Origin of the sequence: Sphingomonas kyeonggiensis (assembly GCF_014204495.1) — a bacterium.
GTDB classification, from domain to species: Bacteria; Pseudomonadota; Alphaproteobacteria; order Sphingomonadales; family Sphingomonadaceae; genus Sphingomonas; species Sphingomonas kyeonggiensis_A.
In genome coordinates this window covers 1,351,195-1,368,907 of the sequence record NZ_JACHLN010000002.1, presented here as the reverse complement: position 1 = coordinate 1,368,907, position 17,713 = coordinate 1,351,195, and the positions used below count along the sequence as shown (strand labels likewise).

The window sequence follows — 17,713 nt, the reverse complement described above, 5'->3', positions numbered from 1 at the left end:
TTTCCTCGGAAAAACTCTATGGCACCGGATCGTAGCCGTGCCCGCCCCAGGGATGGCAGCGAGCGATCCGCCGGATGGCGAGCCAGCTGCCTTTCATTGCCCCATAGCGGCGAAGTGCCTCGATTGCATAGGCCGAACAGCTCGGCTGGTAACGGCAGGTTGGCGGAAGCACCGCCGAAGGGCCGATCTGCCAGGCGCGAGCGAGCAGGATCAGGAGCTTCGCCATCATGCGGATGTCTCTCCGCCTTCGCGAAGATGGAAGAGAGAGAGGTGGAAGCTCACCGCTTCACCTTGCCCAGCGCCTTGACCAGCTCGGCCTTGAGATCGTCGAACGGTCGCTCGATGCCGCTATGTCTGCCGATCAGCACATGATCGGCGCCGGGCAGGCCGGCTTCGGGCAGCACTTCGCGGACGAGCGCGCGGAACCGGCGCTTCATCCGGTTGCGGATCACCGCGTTGCCGACTTTCTTGGATACGGTAATGCCGACCCGCATGACCGGATCGGCATCGTCACGCGCGCGGACGATCAGGACAAAGCCGGGCATGGGAGCCCGCTTGCCTGCGTTCGCGGCGAGATAATCCTTGCGCTGGGTGAGCCGCACAAGGCCCACCCCCGCACCGTCGGCGATTACGCCGACAGCTTGTTGCGGCCGCGGGCGCGGCGGGCACGGATCACGTTGCGGCCGCCCGGGGTCGCCATGCGGCTGCGGAAGCCGTGCCGGCGCGCACGCACCAGGTTGCTCGGCTGAAAGGTCCGCTTCATCGCTCATCCTCAAGTATCTAGAACGTAAAAGGGCCACCACAGGGGCGGCCGCGTGTCGGGTGCCCATAGTGGGGCGATTTGCGTGAGTCAACGCGTTGTGTTCCGCAAACCGAGCAGTTCCGCTTCCGCGCGGGCGATTTCGGCCTCCTTTTCGCGCAAACGACGACGGCGGGCACTGCGCCGGCGCAGCGCCATGTCGGCATAATGCCCGAATCGCGGCCAGCGCTTCTTGGCCCGGCAGAAGACTTTCTGCGCGCGGGCCGAGTTCTGGAGGACGAGCACCAGGCCGGCGGCGAAGACGAAGAGCCCGCCCGGGCCGGGCAGGATGCCGACCACCGGCGATGCGGCGATCACCAGCAGCCCCGTGCCGAACAGGGCGGTGCGGAGGAAAGGGCTTCGTGCGCCTGCCATGAGGGGGAGGTGGGAAGTGTGTGTTGTATCTGCAAGACACGTTGGAACGGTTGATCCTGGATTAGCCTTGTTTCGTCGCCGCATGACCGGCCTTCATCGCGGCAACGTCGTTTCGTCGAACCTGCGGTGGGCATGTCGTGGCATGTTCCGCACGAACCGCATGCTCGCCCCGATGCTCCTCCTTTCCGCCTGCAGCGGCGGTGGAGGGGGCGGTGTCGTGTCGCCCGCGCCGACCCCGACACCCACCGCATCCACATCTCCATCGCCTTCTCCCACGCCGTCGCCCACGTCGGCGCTGAGCGTTCGGGTTGCGCCGAGCAGCTTCTCGCTGCCGACCGATGCGACCCGTCATTACGGTTGCCAGGTGACCGGATCGAACGACCAGAACTGCACCTGGACCGTGCAGGAAGCGAATGGCGGCACGGTCTCGGCGGCGGGGATCTATGCCGCGCCGGCGGTGCCGGGGGTCTATCACCTGGTCGCGAGAAGCGTGGCGGATCCGAATGCGACGGCGACCGCGACGATCACCGTGACCACGCCGGTCAACGACAGGCCCTGGGTCACCGGCTATTATCTCGGCTATTATTGGGACTGGAGCTATCCGCCCGACAAGGTGGACGTGACGGCGCTTACCCATCTGATGTTCGCCCGCGTCGCGCCGGGTAGCGGGACGCTGGGCGGGCAGGCGGGGCAGGTCGTCAAGGGCGCCGGCACCGCGCACGACGCCGGTCTCTCGCCGGATGGTGTCCGCAGCGTCGAGGACTATCTGGTCAAGCGGGCGCACGATGCCGGCAAGAAGGCGCTGCTCATGCTGGGCGGCGAGGGCGATGGCGACGGCTTCCTGCGCTCAAGTACCGACGCGGTCCGCCCGACCTTCGTACGCAACCTCGTCGATTACCTCGTGGCGCATGACTATGACGGGATCGACGTCGACTGGGAGGATCGGCTCGAAGGCAGCGCCGCGCTGGGGGTCACCGGCGAGGAAGCACGTCGGCGGGCGATCGCGCTGATTACCGGGCTGCGCGCCGAGGCCAACGCGCGGCCGCGCTACCAGAATGGGCGGCGCTTCCTGATCACCTTCCCGGGCTATCTCGTCTCGATCAACGACCTGCCGAAGGACGGCCCCCGCGAAGGCATGGTCGAGCAGTGGCAGGCGGACATCGCCAACCTCGTCGATCAATATAATGTGATGAGCTACGGCGTCGGCAGCGCCTGGAACCAGGCGGGGTGGTTCTCCTGGTTCTCCAGCCCGATCTATGGCGCCACCGGCACCACGCCGCGCGACCTGGAGACCAGCGTGCGGGCCTATGTGAAGACCGGGGTGCCGCGCAGCAAGATCGGCATCGGCATCGGCTTCTACGGCATCTATTACGGCCCGACGATCACCGGCCCGCGCCAGGATACCGAGCATAACAACATCTTCGAGATCCAGGATACGCCGCTGCGCTATTCCGAGCTGGTGCGCTGGGGCTATCTGAACCGGGGCACCTATAGCTGGGACGAGACCTCGCAGGTGGGCTATCGCAGCTATCCCGGCGGCTTCTCGCCCGCGGGCTCCGGGCTCAGCCAGGCCGGCTTCCTGAGCTATGAGGACGAGCTGTCGATCGCGGCGAAGGGGCTGTATGTGCGCCAGACCGGGCTGGGCGGGGCGATCATCTGGGCGATCAACTATGATCACATGCCCGACGGCACCAATCCGCTGCTGAGCGCGGTGAAGCGCAACTTCCGCACCAACGCGCCCTGATTGATCCGTTCCGGCCGCATCCCGGCGCGCAACCCGGCCAACCCCCGCTATCGTGCCGTCCGGTCGGGGGGAGGCGGGCTTGGTCGCGAGCGTTTCGACGGTTGCCTATCTGGGGCTGGAGGCCCGTGCGGTGGAGGTGCAGTGCAACCTCGTTGCCGGGCTTCCCAAGTTCGTGGTCGTCGGCCTGCCCGACAAGGCCGTGGCGGAGAGCCGCGAGCGGGTGCGTGCCGCGATGGCCGCGATCGGGCTGGCGCTGCCGCCCAAGCACATCATCCTCAACCTGTCGCCGGCCGACCTGCCCAAGGAAGGCTCGCATTTCGACCTGGCGGTAGCGCTGGCGCTGCTGGGGGCGATGGGCGTGGTCGATGCCGAGACGCTGTCGGGCTATGTCGTGGTCGGTGAGCTGGCGCTGGACGGGCGGATCGCGCCGAGCCCCGGCGTGTTGCTCGCAGCGCTGCATGCGGCCGAGACGGGCAAGGGGCTGGTCTGTCCCGCGGCGCAAGGTCCCGAGGCAAGCTGGGCGGGCCAGGTGGAAGTGATCGCCGCGCCGGACCTGATCGCGCTGCTCAACCACTTCAAGGGGCACCAGCTGCTGCCCGCGGCCGAGGCGGGTACCGTCGATCCGCCGGTGGTCGGGCCTGATCTTGCCCAGGTGAAGGGGCAGGAGACGGCGCGGCGCGCGCTCGAGATCGCCGCGGCGGGTGGACATAATCTGCTGATGTGTGGGCCGCCGGGGGCGGGCAAGTCGCTGCTGGCATCGTGCCTGCCGGGCATATTGCCGCCGCTGGACGCGAGCGAGGCGCTGGAAGTGTCGATGGTCGCCTCGGTCGCGGGGACGCTGCAGGGCGGCCGGCTGACCCGGACGCGCCCCTTCCGCTCGCCCCATCACTCCGCCTCGATGGCGGCGCTCACCGGCGGCGGGCTGCGGGTGAAGCCGGGCGAGGTGAGCCTGGCGCATCTCGGCGTGCTGTTCCTCGACGAGCTCCCCGAATTCCAGCGCGCGGTGCTGGATTCGCTCCGGCAGCCGATCGAGGCGGGGGTGGTGAGCGTGGCGCGCGCCAATGCGCACGTCACCTTCCCGGCGCGCGTCCAGCTGGTCGCGGCGATGAACCCGTGCCGGTGCGGGCATCTGGGCGATCCGGCGCTGGCCTGCGCCCGTGCACCGCGCTGCGCGGCGGATTACCAGGCCAAGGTCTCGGGTCCGCTGCTCGACCGGATCGACCTGCATGTCGAGGTCCAGCCGGTGACCGCGGCGGACCTGGTGCTCGATCGGCAGGCGGAAAGCTCGGCGGACGTGTCGGTGCGGGTCGCCGAGGCGCGGGCGGTACAGGCGGCGCGCTACCGGGACGTGCCCGCGCGCACCAATGCCGAGGCGGAAGGCGACTTGCTCACTGGCCATGCCACGCCCGACGAACCAGGCCGCAAGCTGCTGGCGCAGGCGGCCGAGGCCATGCGGCTATCGGCGCGCGGCTATACGCGGGTGCTGCGCGTGGCGCGGACGATCGCCGATCTTGCCGGGGCGGAAGGCGTCGGCCGGATCCATGTCGCCGAGGCGCTGAGCTACCGACGCCAGGCGCCGCGCAGCTAGGGTTTGCGCAGGTCGACGATCCTCACGATCGGGCCGCCATGCCGTCCCGGGCTGGGCGCGAAGGTCGCGACGATGCGTCCGCGCGCGATCAGCCGCTGATAGGCCGCATATTCGTTCGGGAAGGTCGTGCGCTCGGCGCGGTACCGGTCATATTGGGTGAGGATCGCAAAGTCGGGGATGCAGAGAGCGGCTTTCTCGGGCGGGAGCGTGCCATAGTCGAGGTTGGAGCGGCTGCCGCGGGCCCGGTCGATCACGGAATAGGGGATCGTCCCGCGGACCAGTCCGCGCGGGTCCACGCAACCGGCGTCGGCCAGCGGGAACAGGAAATGCTGCGGCGCGCTCACCAGGTCGTAGGCGAAGTGCTCGATGAGGATGGTAGCGTCCGGCGGGATATGCTGGCGCGCCCAGGCGGAGGCCTGCTGGCGGGTGTCGTGCATGCGCTCGACGCCATCGGTCCAGGCGCGCAGCCCGAGTGGCAGCACGGCAGCGAGCGCCACGGCGATCGTTATCGCGGTCCGGGCCGCCGGCACCGGGAGCGTTCGGCGCAGGATCGCCTGAAGAACGACCCATCCTCCGCCGGCGATGATCGCACCGATCAGCAGCAGCGGCAGAGCCCAGCGCTCCCAGACCAGCTGCTGCGCGCAGAACAGCAGCAGAAAGGCGAGGGCCAGCGGGGCCAGCAGAAAGAGCGGCAGGCGGTGCCGCGGCAATCGCGCGACGCCGAGCAGGAACAGGGCAAGCCCGACGATGCCCAGGCCGGTCGCGACCGGGCCGGAGAGATACCACCAGAGATTGTGGAGGAAGTCGCCGCCGGTAGCGCCCAGATGGTGCGGCTGGCTCTCGCCCTGGAGATTGCGCACCACTATGGAGTAGTTGATCAGCAGATAGGGCGAGACGAGCAGCAGGAAGCCGATCGCTGCCGCTCCGCTGGTGGCGAGCCGGACGATCGCCGTGCGCGCGGGCAGGACGTTGGCGCGGACCGCGACAAGGCTGGCGCCGGCAATCGCGATGCCGGTCAGCGCGAAGGGCCATTTGGTCGCGATGGCGACGCCGAGCCAGAAGGCCGCGCGCACATAGCTGCGCCAGCGCCCGTTCTCGGCGATGTCGCAACAGGCCTGCAGGCATAGCAGCATGAAGAAGCAGGCCATGATGTCCGACCGGATCACCTGCGACCAGGCGATGTGCACGGGATCGAACGCGATCAGCAGCGCAGCCACAAGGCCGGCGGCAGGGCCGAAGAAACGCGAAGCGAGCCGCCAGCTCATCCAGATCGTGCCCAGCGCGAAGAGCATCATGGCGACGCGGCCGGGAAGGATCATCCAGCTGGGATCCGCGTAGATCAGCTCGACGAACTTGCCGGCCGAACTCGCCACGCCGGTCAGCAAGGCAAAGGCCAGCACGCCGATATTGACGAGCGCCAGCACATACATGGTGGTGGTGGCCGGGTGACCGAACCAGCCCGGATCGAGCGTCGGTCCGCGCAGCATGCGGATTGCGCCGAGCTCGAACATCATCTCGTCGGGATCGTTCAGCCCGGGAAGGCCGAAGGCGATGCTGGAGGCGCGCAGATAGAAGGCGACGAGGAGGATCGCCAGCAGCATCCAGCGATGGCGCAGGTCTGTGGTGGCCATCAGATCGTCTCGCAGGCGGGGCCCGTCATCGCGGACCTTCTTCGCCCGCCTGCTGCGGCCGGCTGGGGCGCAGCACGCCGGGCAGGACCGGCCAGTCGAAGCGGTAGCGCCAGCGATTCTGCCAGCCCTGGTTGCGGATGTCGGCGACCACCTCGCGGACGGTCTGGACCGACAGCAAGCCGGCGATGATCATGCTGAGGCCCGGGCGCAGCAGCGACATCACGCCGACGCCATATTGGGCGATCACCTCGACATTGGCGAGATAGGAGTAGCGGACCAGCGGCGGCAGCAGGCCCAGCGTGAAGTCGAACGGGATCGACAGGAAATAGGCGATGTACAGCGCCGTCGTCCGCTCGAAGCCGCGGCGCTTCTCCATGAAGACGAACACCAGCGTCAGCATCTCGGTATAGCCGCCCGCTTCCGAAGCGCTGAGCGCGAAGGCGATCGCCAGGAAGACGACGCGCCGGGGCGGTACCGCTTCCGGCCGGAGCCAGGCCGCCGCCGCCGCGATCAGGATCGATGCCTGGATGACGCGGGTGAAGATCGTCACGCCGATCACCAGGCCGTCGGCCATGGTCGAGCTCACGACCGTGTAGATCGGGAAGGTCCCGGTCATCAGCGTCTTGAGCGGCAGATAGGTGGCGGGGAACCAGAGATCGAGCGCGGCCTGCGCGCCGAAGCCGGTCGAATAGCTCGTGATGTTCCGGTAGATCTGCGAGGGGCTGCCTTCGCCGAGGATGTACCAGCTCGCCAGATAGATCAGCACCGTGAACAGCAGCATGCCTTCGAACGCCACCCAGCGGCGGCGCAGAAGCGGGGCGACGATCGCGCCGACCAGATAGACTTTGAAGTTCACCGCCAGGCCCGCGAAGAACCAGCGCAGCCAGGCGGATTTCAGCAAGGGGCCGAAGCCGAGCAGGATGCAGGCGTAGCAGAAGATCAGCAGGTTCCCGCGCTCGAAGGCGTAGATCATCGGGAAGCCGAAGGTCATCGCGAAGGCGCGGGGCAGCGCGGTGCGCCGATCGACCTTGCGATAGCTCAGGAAGGTAAGCACGACCGTGCCCAGCCACATCGCGGTGAGCGCCACGCCGCCAAGCCAGTCGCAGGCGCGCGCTTCCTCGGAATAGGTCAGCGCATAGCAATGCGGGAAGGAGAACAACCGCATGAGCACGAAGGAGAGCGGCGGATAGATCGTCCGCTCGACTTCATAGGCGCCGGCATGCTGCGACCACTGCGTCAGCGAATACCAGTCCATCCACGTGCCGCTGGGCTCGTAGAAGAAGGGCTGGGGGAGATAGTGGTTCCGGAAGAAGAACCAGGTCGTGTAGCCGATCGCGGCGATGATCGGCACGATCAGGGCATATTCGATCCAGACGGACTGGCGTGCCGGGCGCGGCGCATCCGTCACGCAGGCTTCCTCACGAAGATGAAGTGCTTGAGGATGAAATAGTTGATGATCGACACCAGCACGGCCGAGATCAGGCCCGCGAGGTAAGGCGACTTGATGAACAGCGCCACGCAGGCGAGGGTCGCCAGGCCGATCAGGTAATTGACCACATAGGACATGGTGAAGCGCAGCTTCGCCGGCCCGGCATCGCGGAAGACGTGCCGGCTATAGGTGATGTAGTTGAACGCGACGCCGGCGACATGCGCGACCAGCTGGGCGACGAACATGTTGAGGCCGAGCCAGACGAGCAGCGCATAGGCGCCCAGGCCGAAGGCGGTGTTGACCACGCCGGCCTGGTAATAGCGCCACAGCTCGATCAGGCGCTCGCGGGAGAGAGAGATCGCCATGCGCTCATTCCGGCGGGAAGTTGATGCGTTCGCGCTCGAGAACGAGCGGGGTGCCGCGCGTGCGCTCCGAGATGATCCGGACATTGTCGCCCAGCAATCCCAGGAACCCGAACAGCATGGCCAGCTGTGCCTGCACGACGGCGGCGATGAACCAGCCCGCGATCGGACGATCGAGGAAGAAGGCGAGGGTGCCGCCGAGCAGCATCACCAGCGTCATCAGCGCGCCGAACGCGCCGATATAGATCGGAATGCGCAGCAGTCGCTTCGACGAACCGGCAAGCGCCGACATCGCGAAATCGAGCAGGGCGAAGAAGTTGTTCTTCGAGCGGCCCCCGGCGCGCGGCGGGCGCGGATAGGCGATGGTCTCGAGCCGGTAGCCGGTCTCGACCAGCATGCCGCGGAAGAAGGGCTCCGGCTCCGCCAGCTGGCGGATCGAGCGGACCACGCGGGCGTCGTACAGGCCGAAGCCGGTGGCGCCGGGCAGGATCGGATAGTCGCCGAAATTGCGCGCAAGCCAATAGGACAGGCCACGGGTAGCGCGCAGCATCGGGCTGTTGCGCTCCTCGCCCGCCCGGATGCCGAGGATGATGTCGACACCGGCACGCCAGCGCTCCACGAAGCGCGGGAGCAGCTCGGGCGGGTCCTGGAAGTCCGCGCACATGCCGACGACGGCACGGCCGCGCGCCTGGTAGATGCCATAGGTCGGCGAACGCATCTGGCCGAAGTTGCGCGTGTTGACGATCAGGCGGACCCGCGGATCGCGCGCGCAGATCGACTTGATGATCTCGACCGTGCGATCGGTCGAGTCATTGTCGATGAAGATCACCTCGAAGAGGAGCTCCAGCGGCTCCAGCTGGGCGATCACCGCCGCGCAGATCGCCTCGGCATTCTCCTCCTCGTTGTAGCAGGGAATGACGACCGATAGATCGGGCTGCCTCGTGTCGATCATGCCTCTTTCTCGGCGAGCCTGGTCTCGGAAAGCGGCGGGCGCAGCGGATAGAATTCTAGCGCGAGCGCAAGCAGCAGGATCAGCACGCCCAGCGCCAGCGGCCCGAAGTTGAGTTGGCGCTCGCTGTCGATATAGGCCGGCTCGAGGATGCGGATCGTGACGCCCGAGGTCAGGTCTTCGACCGAAGTACCCTGCAGGAAGCGCTTGTAGTTCTCGTACAGGCTCTGGGCGATATCGAGCTCGCGGGAGAGCCGCTCGGCCTCCGTCGTCTGGCGGACGACCTGGCCGACCGAGCTGTCCTGCTGCGGCGAGGTGGACTTCGCCACGGCCAGCTGCTGGCGCAGCGCGTCGATCGCCGCGATCATCTGGCGGACGCGGATATTGTCGTCCGTGGCGAACTGCCGCATCGCGTTGAGATCGACTTCCTTCGCGCGGATATCGGCCTCGAGCGCCGGAATCCGGTCGCCTGCCGCATAGAAGGCGGCCTGCGGGCTGCTGTAGCGGGTCGAAAGGCGGAAGGTGTCATAGGCGGTGCGCGCCTTGGACAGGCGGTCGCCTGCTCGCTCGAACAGCTGCTGCAGGATCGCGCGCTTCTGCTCGGTCTGGCGGCGGGCGATCAGCGCGAGCTGACTGCGGACCGCTTCGCCATAAGCCGAGACGACCCGGCGGGCGAACTCGGCATCGCGCTGCTTGAGCTCGATCTGCATGATGCCGCCGCGCAGGACGGTGATGTCGACATGACGCTCGAGCCAGCGATGCACTTCGATCGGCGAGAGCTGGAGGCGCTGTTCGAGGTTGGTCTGCTTGGCGACGATCGAGCGGACATATTCGCTGTGGGCGACCTTCTGGCTCACTTCGATCGCGGCCTGGTTGCCGAAGACGCTGTTCACGGCGCCGAGCTGGCCCAGCGTGCCGCTGAGGCCGAGGGTGCCCGGATCGGTCGGCGTCAGGCTGACGGCGGCGCGATATTTTTGCGGGAACAGGGTGAGCGCCGCGCAGATGGCGAGCAGCACCACGAACAGGCCGCGCCGCAGCCACGGATTGCGGAGTACCGGAAGCCGGGTGAGCGTGCCGGTGAGGGAGCGATAGGGCGTCATCAGTTGATCGCCGCGATCGCGAGGGCCGCAATGCCGAACTGCGCGACGACCTGCGAGATATCGCGGATCTTGGCGAGCAGCGAGTAGTTCTCGGTGCGGATCGGCACGAAGATCGTGTCGCCCGGCAGCACCTGCGCACTCATCGCGCCGCGCTTGCGGGTCAGCACCGAGCCATTGGCGCGCACCACGAAGATGTTGCCGCGATCGGCGCCGCGGATGACGCCGCCGGCCTGCTCGACATAGTCGCGGACGCGGATGGCCTTGCCGTTGCCGACGATGAACGAGGCCGGGCGATACACCGCGCCGAACACGCCCACCGTCTCCACGCGCGGCGGGATCACGATGCGATCATTGTTCTCGACGAGGAGATTGTTCGGAAGCGCGGCATCGACCGGCGTCACGTCGAGCACCAGGCGGCCGTCCGGCTCCTTCTTGCGCAGCTGGTCGAGGAAGGCCTTGGCCGAAGCGACCTGGGCCTGGCGCTGCGTCTGGTCGCCCAGGCCGTTGCCGGTCAGCGGCGCGGCGGCGAGGGCCATCTCCATCTGGTCGACGGCATCCAGGAAACCACGGCGCTGCTGGGCGCGCACGGTCTCGCGCGAGAAGCGCGTGCCATAGACATAGGCGCGCGGGGTCAGGCCACCGGCCATCGCGACGACCTCGGCCAGCGGCGTATTCGGCGCCACATAATAGTTGCCCGGCTTGTTCACTTCGCCTTCGATCCGGACGATCGCCTGCTGGCGCTCGAGCGGACGGGCAAGGCTGCCCTGCGGCAGGATCTGGATGATGTCGCCGGCTTCGGTGGCGAAGTTCGATGCTGCGGCGCGCTCGATCTGCCGGCTGCCGACCGAATCCTGATCGGACAGGCGATAGAGGATCAGGCGCGAGTCATCGGCCAGGTTGGTCGGCCCGCCGGCGATGCGCAGGGTGTCGGCAAGGCTTTCGCCCTGTCGCACTTCGTAGATCGCCTCTTCGTTGACGCTGCCGATCACCGCGACCTGACGGCCGACGGCGGGAATGAAGATCACATCCTCGTTCTGCAGCAGCGGATCATGCGAGCGGTCGCCGTCGCGCAGGAGCTGGTAGAGGTCGAAATCGGCCACTTCCTGGCCGTTGCGATAGAGCTTGGCCGAACGGAAGCTGCCGCCCGCTGCGGGGCCGCCGGCCTGGAGGATGGCGTTCACCAGCGTCGACAGGCTGTTGACCGAATAGGCGCCCGGATGGGCGGCGAAACCGGTGACGTAGACGCGGACGCCACGCAGCTTGGTGAGCGAGACCGAGACGTCATAGCCGCGATACTTGCGCCCGATCGCCGAAGCGATGCGGTCGCGCAGGTCGCGGTAGCGCACGCCGACCAGGCTGACGCTGCCGACATTGGGCAGGAAGATCTTGCCGTCGCGATCGATCTCGGCATCGACGCTGCCTTCCATCGAGCCGGTCAGCGCGATCGAGACGGTGTCGCCCACGTTGAGCGCATAATCGGGCGGGATGGTCGAAGTCGCCGGCGTCGCGAAGTCGCGCGAGCCGGGAAGCAGCAGGTCGCTGCCGAAGCGCTTGAGGTTGCGGCCGGTGACGTCGCGCGCCCAGCTTTCGAACTCGCCGGGCTTCACGGGCTGGCGAAGGCGCATCGCCTCGGTGTCCAGCAGCCCGTCATTCGTGCGGACGCCGCTGTTCTGGGAGTTGCCGACGGTGTCGCGGCCGCTGCCCGAGCGATCCACGGAGATCGGCTCGTACACCGTCGAGGGCGTCGGCGTCGAAGTGGTGTTCTGGTTCTGGCTCTGGCTCGACGAGCTCTGCCCCTGGGTCGTGTTCGACCCCGGGCTCAGCGGGGAACCCGAGGGCGTGTTCTGATCGATCGTCTGCGCCCAGGCCGGTGCCGAATAGGCAAACAGCGCCAGCGCCGCCGAAGTCGCGGTCAGGGCGGTGCGGATCCGTCGGGAGGGTGCGAACTGGCGCTGCGTGCCGGTCGGGAAATGGGTCATACTGGGATCCGATTGCCTTTGGGTTCGGCGGAGGGCGAGAATTGCGCCGCCGTATAGTTGTTGAGGGTCGTCAAGTCACCGCCGAACATGCTGTCCGGCAGCCTGCAGATAGTCGGCGGTTTCAAGCACCTGCTGCCCGAGCGGGATCGGCATGATGCCGTGCCGGGCGAGCAGCGCGGCATAGGCTTCGCCGTCGCCCGCATACCGGTCCGCCGCCGGGTCGGTGACCGGCGCGCGGTGGACGCCCGGGCCGCGAAGCACTTCGGCGACGACCGCGGCGACGGCACCCAGCTCGAGCGCCTCGCCGCCGGTATCGAAGCGCGTCACGCCCGAAGGGGCATCGCCCAGCAGAGCGAAGATCAGCGAGACCAGCTCGCGGATCGCCACATAGCCCCGGATCACCTCGCGCGGCGCCCGGACCTCGATCGGGCGTGTCGCCAGCGCATCGAGGATGAAGCTGGCCATCGCATAGGCCTGGTGCTTGTTGATGAAGGGTCCGGTGATGTTGAAGATCCGGCCGATCACCGCGCGCTTGCCCCGGGCGGTGGCCCAGTCGGCGAAGCGATCCTCGTCCTCGCGCTTCATCGCGCCGTAGAGGCGCATCTCGGGCGAGGCGGCGGGGTCCTCGGCCTTGTAGGCCGCGCCCGACGACGCGACGAACACCGCGGCGGCGTCGATCGCATCGAGCCCGGCGAGCACCGTATCGCTGATCTGCTGGTTGGCGGCGCGATAGGCGGCATCGTCCATCGCCTCGGCGCGGTCCTTGGTCAGGAACGCGAAATGGAGCACCCACGCGCCAGGCCGCGCCACCGCGGCGAGGTCGGCAAGGGCATGCTGGCGCACCACGCGCCCATCGCCCAGGTCGAGATCGCGCGGGGCCGAGCCGAAGCACTGCACCCGGTCGGCAAAGGCCTCTCCCAGCGCGCGCTCCAGCAGGTCGAGCGTCGCCAGCCCCAGCCATCCGCTCGCCCCCGTGATGACGATGGGGCGATCGGTATCGGCCAGCGCACGCGCTATGGCCGGCTCAAGCATGCGCTGCCGCTCGCGCCAGAAGCGCGTCGATCAGGGGCGCGAACGTGTCGTGGGTCGCGCAATCCTGCGCTTCCCAGCCGGGTTCGGCATAGCCGTGGGTCAGGAAATGGAAAGGGATCGCCGCGTCCGCCGCGATCCGGTGATCGAGTTCGCTGTCGCCGACAAAGGCGCAGGCCGTCGCATCGCCGCCGATGCGGGCGAGCAGCGCATCGAGCAGGTCGGGCGCAGGCTTGGGGCGCATGCCCGGCTGCCCGCCCACGACGAACGCGAAATGCTCGGCCAGCCCGGTATCGGCGAGGACCTTCTCGCACAGGCCCTGCGGCTTGTTCGAGCAGATCGACAGCGTCAGCCCGGCCGCGCGCAGCCGCGCCAGCCCCTCGGCCACGCCGGGGAACAGCGTTTCCACCGACGTCTGGTGCGCATGATAGCGCGCGCGGAAGTCGGCGAGATCGGCCTCGCCGTCGACACAGGCATCGCCCAGCAGCCCGCGGACCATGTCCAGCCCGCCGCGGCTCATATAGCTGCGCGCGGCGACCGGATCGATCGCCGCGGCATCGCCGCGCTCGGCCAGCATGCCCGACAGGATCTCGACACAGGTCGCGCAGCTATCGACCAGGGTTCCGTCGAGATCGAAGATGACGTGGCGGATCACGCCGCCACTTCGCTCGCCGCCATCGCCTCCGCCAGCTCCTCGCGCGGGAGGAAGGGCGAGAGGTCTTCCAGCGTCGGCGAGACCATCGTGCCGTCCTCGAGCCGGCGCGAGCTCAGCTTGGGCGCGAACTCCTGGCGCTTGTCGATCATCACTTCGCACAGCTGCGGGCCGTCGCCGGCCAGCGTCGCGCGGATCGTCCCGGGCAGCCCGCCATGGCTGTCCACCCGCGCCGCCGGGAAGCCGAATCCCTGGGCCAGCCGCGCGAAATCGGGGAAGCTCAGGCCGCTGTCCGGACCGCATCCGACGATGTTGTCGGGGAAGTGGTTCTGCTGCGACTGGCGGATCGAGTGATAGCCGTCATTGTTGAGCACGAAGATCTTCACCGGCAGCTTCTGGCCGACGATGGTCTGCAGCTCCTGCAGGTTCATCATGATGCTGCCGTCGCCCGCCAGGCAGATGATGCGGCGACCGCCCCCGGCATAATAGGCGCCGATCGCGGCGGGCAGGTCATAGCCCATCGAGGCGCAGCCGGAATTGGTGAACAGCCGCTGGCCGGGCTTGAGGTTCGCGGCCTGGAAGATGGTGACGCAGGCAGTGCCGTCGCCCGAGACGATGATGTCGCCTTCCTCGAGCTCGTCGAACAGCGCTTCGGCGAAGACATAGGGATTGATCGGCGATTCGGTGTCGCGATACTCGGGCAGCACCACCGGATAGCGGGCGGCGAGCGCGCGGCTGCGGTCGAGGAACGCCCTGCGCGCGGCGACCGCGTCGTCGGCCGGCGCCGCGACCGTCTCCGCCGCGGCGAAGAAATCGGCCAGGTCGGCATGGACCGGGCGGTGCAGCGACAAAGTGGGCTTGGAGAGCTCCGCCTTGTCGATATCGACCATGGCGACGCGGGCATTCCGCGCGAAGCTCTTCCAGTTGTAGCTGATCTGGCGGATGTTCAGGCGCGATCCGAGCACCAGCACATAATCCGCGGTCTGCACCGCGAAATTGCCGCCGCGATCGCCGACCGTGCCCGGGCGCCCGACATAGAGCGGATGGCTGTTCGGGATCGCGTCATGCGCGTTCCAGCCGGTGACGACGGGCACGCCGAGGCGCTCGACGAAACGGAGGAACTCGGCATGCTGGCCCGAGAGGCGCACGCCGGCGCCGGCCAGGACGACCGGTCGCTCGGCGGCATGCAGCTCCGCCATCAGCGCCGCGACTTCGCTGTCCAGCGCATCGCCGGTCAGCGCGCCGAGTTCGGCGCTGGTATTGGCGGCTTCGCCCTCATGATCGAGCTCGGCCGGATCGAAGCGCTCGAGCGCGTCGAAATCGACCGGCGCGGCCTGCACGTCGATCGGCACGTCGATCCACACCGGGCCGGGGCGGCCGCGGGTGCAGAGATAGAGCGCCTTCTCGACCACCTTGCGCGCCTGGAGCGGATCGTCGAGCACCACGGCATATTTGGTGATGCCGCGGACCATCTCGACGATGTCCACTTCCTGGTCGCCGAGCTGGCGCAGGGGCAGGGGGTAGTTGAACGCGCAGGTCTCGCGCTTCACCTGACCCGACACGACGACCATGGCGATCGAATCGACATAGGCGCCGTAGACGCCGTTGAGCGCGTTGACGCCACCGGGGCCGGTGGTCACGTTCACCGCCGCCGGACGGTTGGACAGGCGGCAATAGCTCTCCGCCGCGATCGAGGCGGCCTGTTCGTGGTGGACGAAGACCTTGTGCAGGCCTTCGGCACGTCCGAACGCATCGTTGAGGTGCATCGCACCACCACCGGTGAGCATGAACATGTCGGTTACGCCGTGCTCGACGAGCAGGCGGGCGATCAAATCGGCAACGCGCATCTTGGTCATGATGGTTAGGCAGCGGCCTTGATGGCGCCCTTCTGGCGCTTTTCCATCATCGCGATGCGGACTTCGTCCTCGGCGGCGATGGTCTTGTAATAGTCGCGCTTGTTCTTGAGCCAGAGCAGCTCGAACTGGATCGCCAGCTCCATGCCCGCGGTCGCGGAAGCCGGGTTGGCAAGCACGCCACCGTCGAAGATGACCTTGCGGGTCTCGAAGCGGTCCAGGCGCTGTTCGCGCACGGCGCTGAGCAGCGGGATCGAGTCGGGGCTGACGCCACCGCCGACGACGAGCTCAAGGCCGTTGTCGCGAGCGACCTGGCCGCTCTTCACGACGAAGGCGCGCATGTCGTCGCTGTTCACGAAATCGCGCGTGTGGCCCATCGAGCCGGCGAAATCGACGCGGCCGAAGACCATGCCGACGCGGCCCTTGCGGGCGATCTCGGCCATCTCGTCCAGCTTCTCGAACGTGCTGTGGGTTTCGAGATTGAACAGGAAGCTCACATCGTCCTGCTCGTCGCGCGGGTAGAACTTGTCCTTCGCCGCGATGAACTTGGAAAGCGCATAGGGGGTCTCGACCATCGGCGCGATGATGTAGTCCACACCGTAGAGCCGGCACTCGATCAGATCGCGGATCGCTTCGCAGCCGCCGATCTTGATCGCGACCTTGAGGCCCGCACGGCGGGTGATCTCCAGGAGGCGCAGCAGCTCGTCGACGCGCGTGCCTTCGGCCTCGAATTCGGCCTTGATGGCAACGATCTGATGCTTGGCCTTGCCCTCCTCCAAGAGCGCAAGCATCCGCTTTTCGTACTCATTCACGTGCAAATCTCCCCGCACCAAACTCAAATAATCGAAGCTGGCCATTCCTTCGGCTGCTTCAAAGGTGTGAAACTTTTAAGTCAGGATAGCGCCTGTCGTCCGAGACGGATCCAGGTTGCAAAGTCCGTAACTGCAACGCCAATGGCTCTGGGAAGCGGTTGGCGCAAGGCGCAGAAAGGACGGCAGGCGGATGACGCGCTCTGCAACAAGCGCCTCTATCTCAACGATTTCTCCCTCGATCGGCTAACATTTTTAACCCCGAAATGGCCGAATATTCCGAGTGCGTGCGAATTTTGCAGGCACAACCGAAGCGGTGTCAATGGTTTTTCCGTCAACATTCAGCCCGAATCCGTTGCAGCTAAGTTTTTGGATGTTGGACTAGAAACGAGAAACAACTATCAGCGCGCCGTCTATGCCTAACGTCACGCTCAACACCGGGCGCACCTTTTCCGCCGATCCCGCGGTCACGATCCTGGACGCAGCCCGCGCCCAGGGTGTGACGCTGGAATATAGTTGCCGGACCGGGCGCTGCGGCATCTGCAAGGCGCCCTTGCTCTCGGGCGAGACCGCGATTCTCAAGTCCGAAGCCGAGGGGCTGACGGCCGAGGAAGCGGCCGCCGGCCTGATCCTGACCTGCTGCCGCGCGGCAGCCGACGACGTCGCGCTCGACATCGAGCCGCTCGACCGGCTTCAGGGCCTGGAGATCAAGACGATGCCGAGCCGCATCGCCTCGATCGAGCGACTGGCACCGGATATCGTGAAGGTGATCCTGCGCACGCCGCCGGCCTCGCCGCTGCGCTTCCTGCCCGGCCAATATGTCGATGTGCTCGCCGAAGGCGTGCGGCGCAGCTATTCGCTGGCCAACGCGCCGCGCGCGGACGGCCTGCTCGAACTCATCATCAAGCGCTACCCCGGCGGGCGGCTGAGCGAATATTGGTTCGAGCGCGCCAAGCCCAATGACCTGATCCGGATCGAGGGGCCGTTCGGCACCTTCTTCCTGCGCGACGAAGGGCCGCGCGACATCGTCTTCCTCGCCACCGGCACCGGCATCGCGCCGGTGAAGGCGCTGCTCGAGGAGTTCGCCGCGGATGCGGAACGTGCCGCCCGGCACCGTCTCCGCGTGTTCTGGGGCAACCGGGAGGCGGAGAGCTTCTGCTGGGATCCGGTTGCCTTGGGACTGGACATCGCAGTGCATCATCTGCTTTCGGATAGAGAGGCCGCCTGGGGAGGGGCGCGCGGCTATGTTCAGGATGCAGCTGTCCGGGACGGGATCGATCCGGAAGATACTGTTGTCTATGCGTGCGGATCCAACGCGATGATCGCGTCGGCCCGCACCGCGCTGCTTGCGCTCGGCCTTCCGGCCAAGCGCTTCTTTTCAGATGCTTTCGTAAGCTCGAATTGAGGGTAAGAA

18 protein-coding genes are annotated in these 17,713 nt (G+C 67.3%); 4 read left to right on the top strand and 14 right to left on the bottom strand.

Translation table 11 applies throughout. The features are described from left to right. Positions 1–16 precede the first annotated feature (16 nt). The 4 genes from yidD to HNP52_RS14025 all read right to left on the bottom strand — a co-directional run bounded on the left by yidD (position 17) and on the right by HNP52_RS14025 (position 1,174). Positions 17–229, bottom strand: a complete 213-nt coding sequence (gene yidD, locus HNP52_RS14040; protein WP_184168079.1) for a membrane protein insertion efficiency factor YidD — start codon at positions 227–229, stop codon at positions 17–19. A 49-nt stretch (positions 230–278) separates the two neighbouring features. Continuing rightward, complete coding sequence (rnpA, locus tag HNP52_RS14035) at positions 279–602, bottom strand: ribonuclease P protein component (RefSeq protein ID WP_184168362.1); 324 nt, start codon at positions 600–602, stop codon at positions 279–281. 26 nt (positions 603–628) lie between these two features. Continuing rightward, on the bottom strand, positions 629–763 hold the full coding sequence (rpmH, locus tag HNP52_RS14030) for a 50S ribosomal protein L34 (RefSeq protein WP_086128886.1): 135 nt from the start codon (positions 761–763) through the stop codon (positions 629–631). Between the two features lie 87 nt (positions 764–850). After that, positions 851–1,174: a hypothetical protein gene (locus HNP52_RS14025; protein ID WP_184168077.1), complete on the bottom strand. Its 324-nt coding sequence runs from the start codon at positions 1,172–1,174 to the stop codon at positions 851–853. A gap of 82 nt (positions 1,175–1,256) precedes the next feature. Between HNP52_RS14025 and HNP52_RS14020 the strand changes: the two genes are divergently transcribed. Together HNP52_RS14020 and HNP52_RS14015 are read left to right on the top strand one after the other, a co-directional pair. Then, entirely contained in the window at positions 1,257–2,918 is a 1,662-nt protein-coding gene (locus HNP52_RS14020; RefSeq protein ID WP_184168075.1) for a glycoside hydrolase family 18 protein, read from the top strand. A gap of 79 nt (positions 2,919–2,997) precedes the next feature. After that, a complete protein-coding gene (locus HNP52_RS14015; protein WP_184168073.1) occupies positions 2,998–4,506 on the top strand; it encodes a YifB family Mg chelatase-like AAA ATPase in 1,509 nt (502 codons plus the stop codon). Here the strand turns inward: HNP52_RS14015 and HNP52_RS14010 are convergent. From HNP52_RS14010 to HNP52_RS13965, 10 genes are all read right to left on the bottom strand, one after another. Continuing rightward, complete coding sequence (locus tag HNP52_RS14010) at positions 4,503–6,137, bottom strand: glycosyltransferase family 39 protein (RefSeq protein WP_184168071.1); 1,635 nt, start codon at positions 6,135–6,137, stop codon at positions 4,503–4,505. The genes HNP52_RS14015 and HNP52_RS14010 overlap by 4 nt on opposite strands. Positions 6,138–6,162: 25 nt before the next feature. After that, the gene (locus tag HNP52_RS14005) at positions 6,163–7,545 is read right to left on the bottom strand and encodes a glycosyltransferase family 87 protein (protein ID WP_184168069.1); all 1,383 of its coding nucleotides are present in this window, start codon (positions 7,543–7,545) and stop codon (positions 6,163–6,165) included. Continuing rightward, entirely contained in the window at positions 7,542–7,931 is a 390-nt protein-coding gene (locus HNP52_RS14000; protein WP_184168067.1) for a GtrA family protein, read from the bottom strand. The genes HNP52_RS14005 and HNP52_RS14000 overlap by 4 nt, the downstream gene beginning before the upstream one ends. Before the next feature lie 4 nt (positions 7,932–7,935). Then, the gene (locus HNP52_RS13995; protein WP_184168065.1) at positions 7,936–8,880 is read right to left on the bottom strand and encodes a glycosyltransferase family 2 protein; all 945 of its coding nucleotides are present in this window, start codon (positions 8,878–8,880) and stop codon (positions 7,936–7,938) included. Then, positions 8,877–9,977 (bottom strand): hypothetical protein, encoded by a 1,101-nt coding sequence (locus HNP52_RS13990; RefSeq protein ID WP_184168063.1) that lies wholly within the window; start codon positions 9,975–9,977, stop codon positions 8,877–8,879. The genes HNP52_RS13995 and HNP52_RS13990 overlap by 4 nt, the downstream gene beginning before the upstream one ends. Beyond that, positions 9,977–11,956, bottom strand: coding sequence for an SLBB domain-containing protein (locus HNP52_RS13985; protein ID WP_184168061.1), 1,980 nt, complete (start codon positions 11,954–11,956; stop codon positions 9,977–9,979). The genes HNP52_RS13990 and HNP52_RS13985 overlap by 1 nt, the downstream gene beginning before the upstream one ends. Before the next feature lie 75 nt (positions 11,957–12,031). Beyond that, positions 12,032–12,988 (bottom strand): NAD(P)-dependent oxidoreductase, encoded by a 957-nt coding sequence (locus tag HNP52_RS13980; protein WP_184168059.1) that lies wholly within the window; start codon positions 12,986–12,988, stop codon positions 12,032–12,034. Continuing rightward, positions 12,981–13,640, bottom strand: a complete 660-nt coding sequence (locus tag HNP52_RS13975; RefSeq protein ID WP_184168057.1) for an HAD family hydrolase — start codon at positions 13,638–13,640, stop codon at positions 12,981–12,983. Before HNP52_RS13975 ends, HNP52_RS13980 begins: the two co-directional genes overlap by 8 nt. Beyond that, positions 13,637–15,493: a thiamine pyrophosphate-binding protein gene (locus tag HNP52_RS13970; RefSeq protein WP_221416284.1), complete on the bottom strand. Its 1,857-nt coding sequence runs from the start codon at positions 15,491–15,493 to the stop codon at positions 13,637–13,639. Before HNP52_RS13970 ends, HNP52_RS13975 begins: the two co-directional genes overlap by 4 nt. A gap of 5 nt (positions 15,494–15,498) precedes the next feature. After that, the gene (locus HNP52_RS13965) at positions 15,499–16,281 is read right to left on the bottom strand and encodes an aldolase/citrate lyase family protein (RefSeq protein ID WP_221416282.1); all 783 of its coding nucleotides are present in this window, start codon (positions 16,279–16,281) and stop codon (positions 15,499–15,501) included. Here HNP52_RS13965 and HNP52_RS13960 point away from each other — a divergent pair. Both HNP52_RS13960 and HNP52_RS13955 read left to right on the top strand, forming a co-directional pair. Further along, positions 16,246–16,722 (top strand): hypothetical protein, encoded by a 477-nt coding sequence (locus tag HNP52_RS13960; RefSeq protein ID WP_184168368.1) that lies wholly within the window; start codon positions 16,246–16,248, stop codon positions 16,720–16,722. The two genes, HNP52_RS13965 and HNP52_RS13960, sit on opposite strands and share 36 nt — an antisense overlap. Beyond that, the gene (locus tag HNP52_RS13955) at positions 16,715–17,704 is read left to right on the top strand and encodes an FAD-binding oxidoreductase (RefSeq protein ID WP_184168053.1); all 990 of its coding nucleotides are present in this window, start codon (positions 16,715–16,717) and stop codon (positions 17,702–17,704) included. The genes HNP52_RS13960 and HNP52_RS13955 overlap by 8 nt, the downstream gene beginning before the upstream one ends. Positions 17,705–17,713 lie beyond the last annotated feature (9 nt).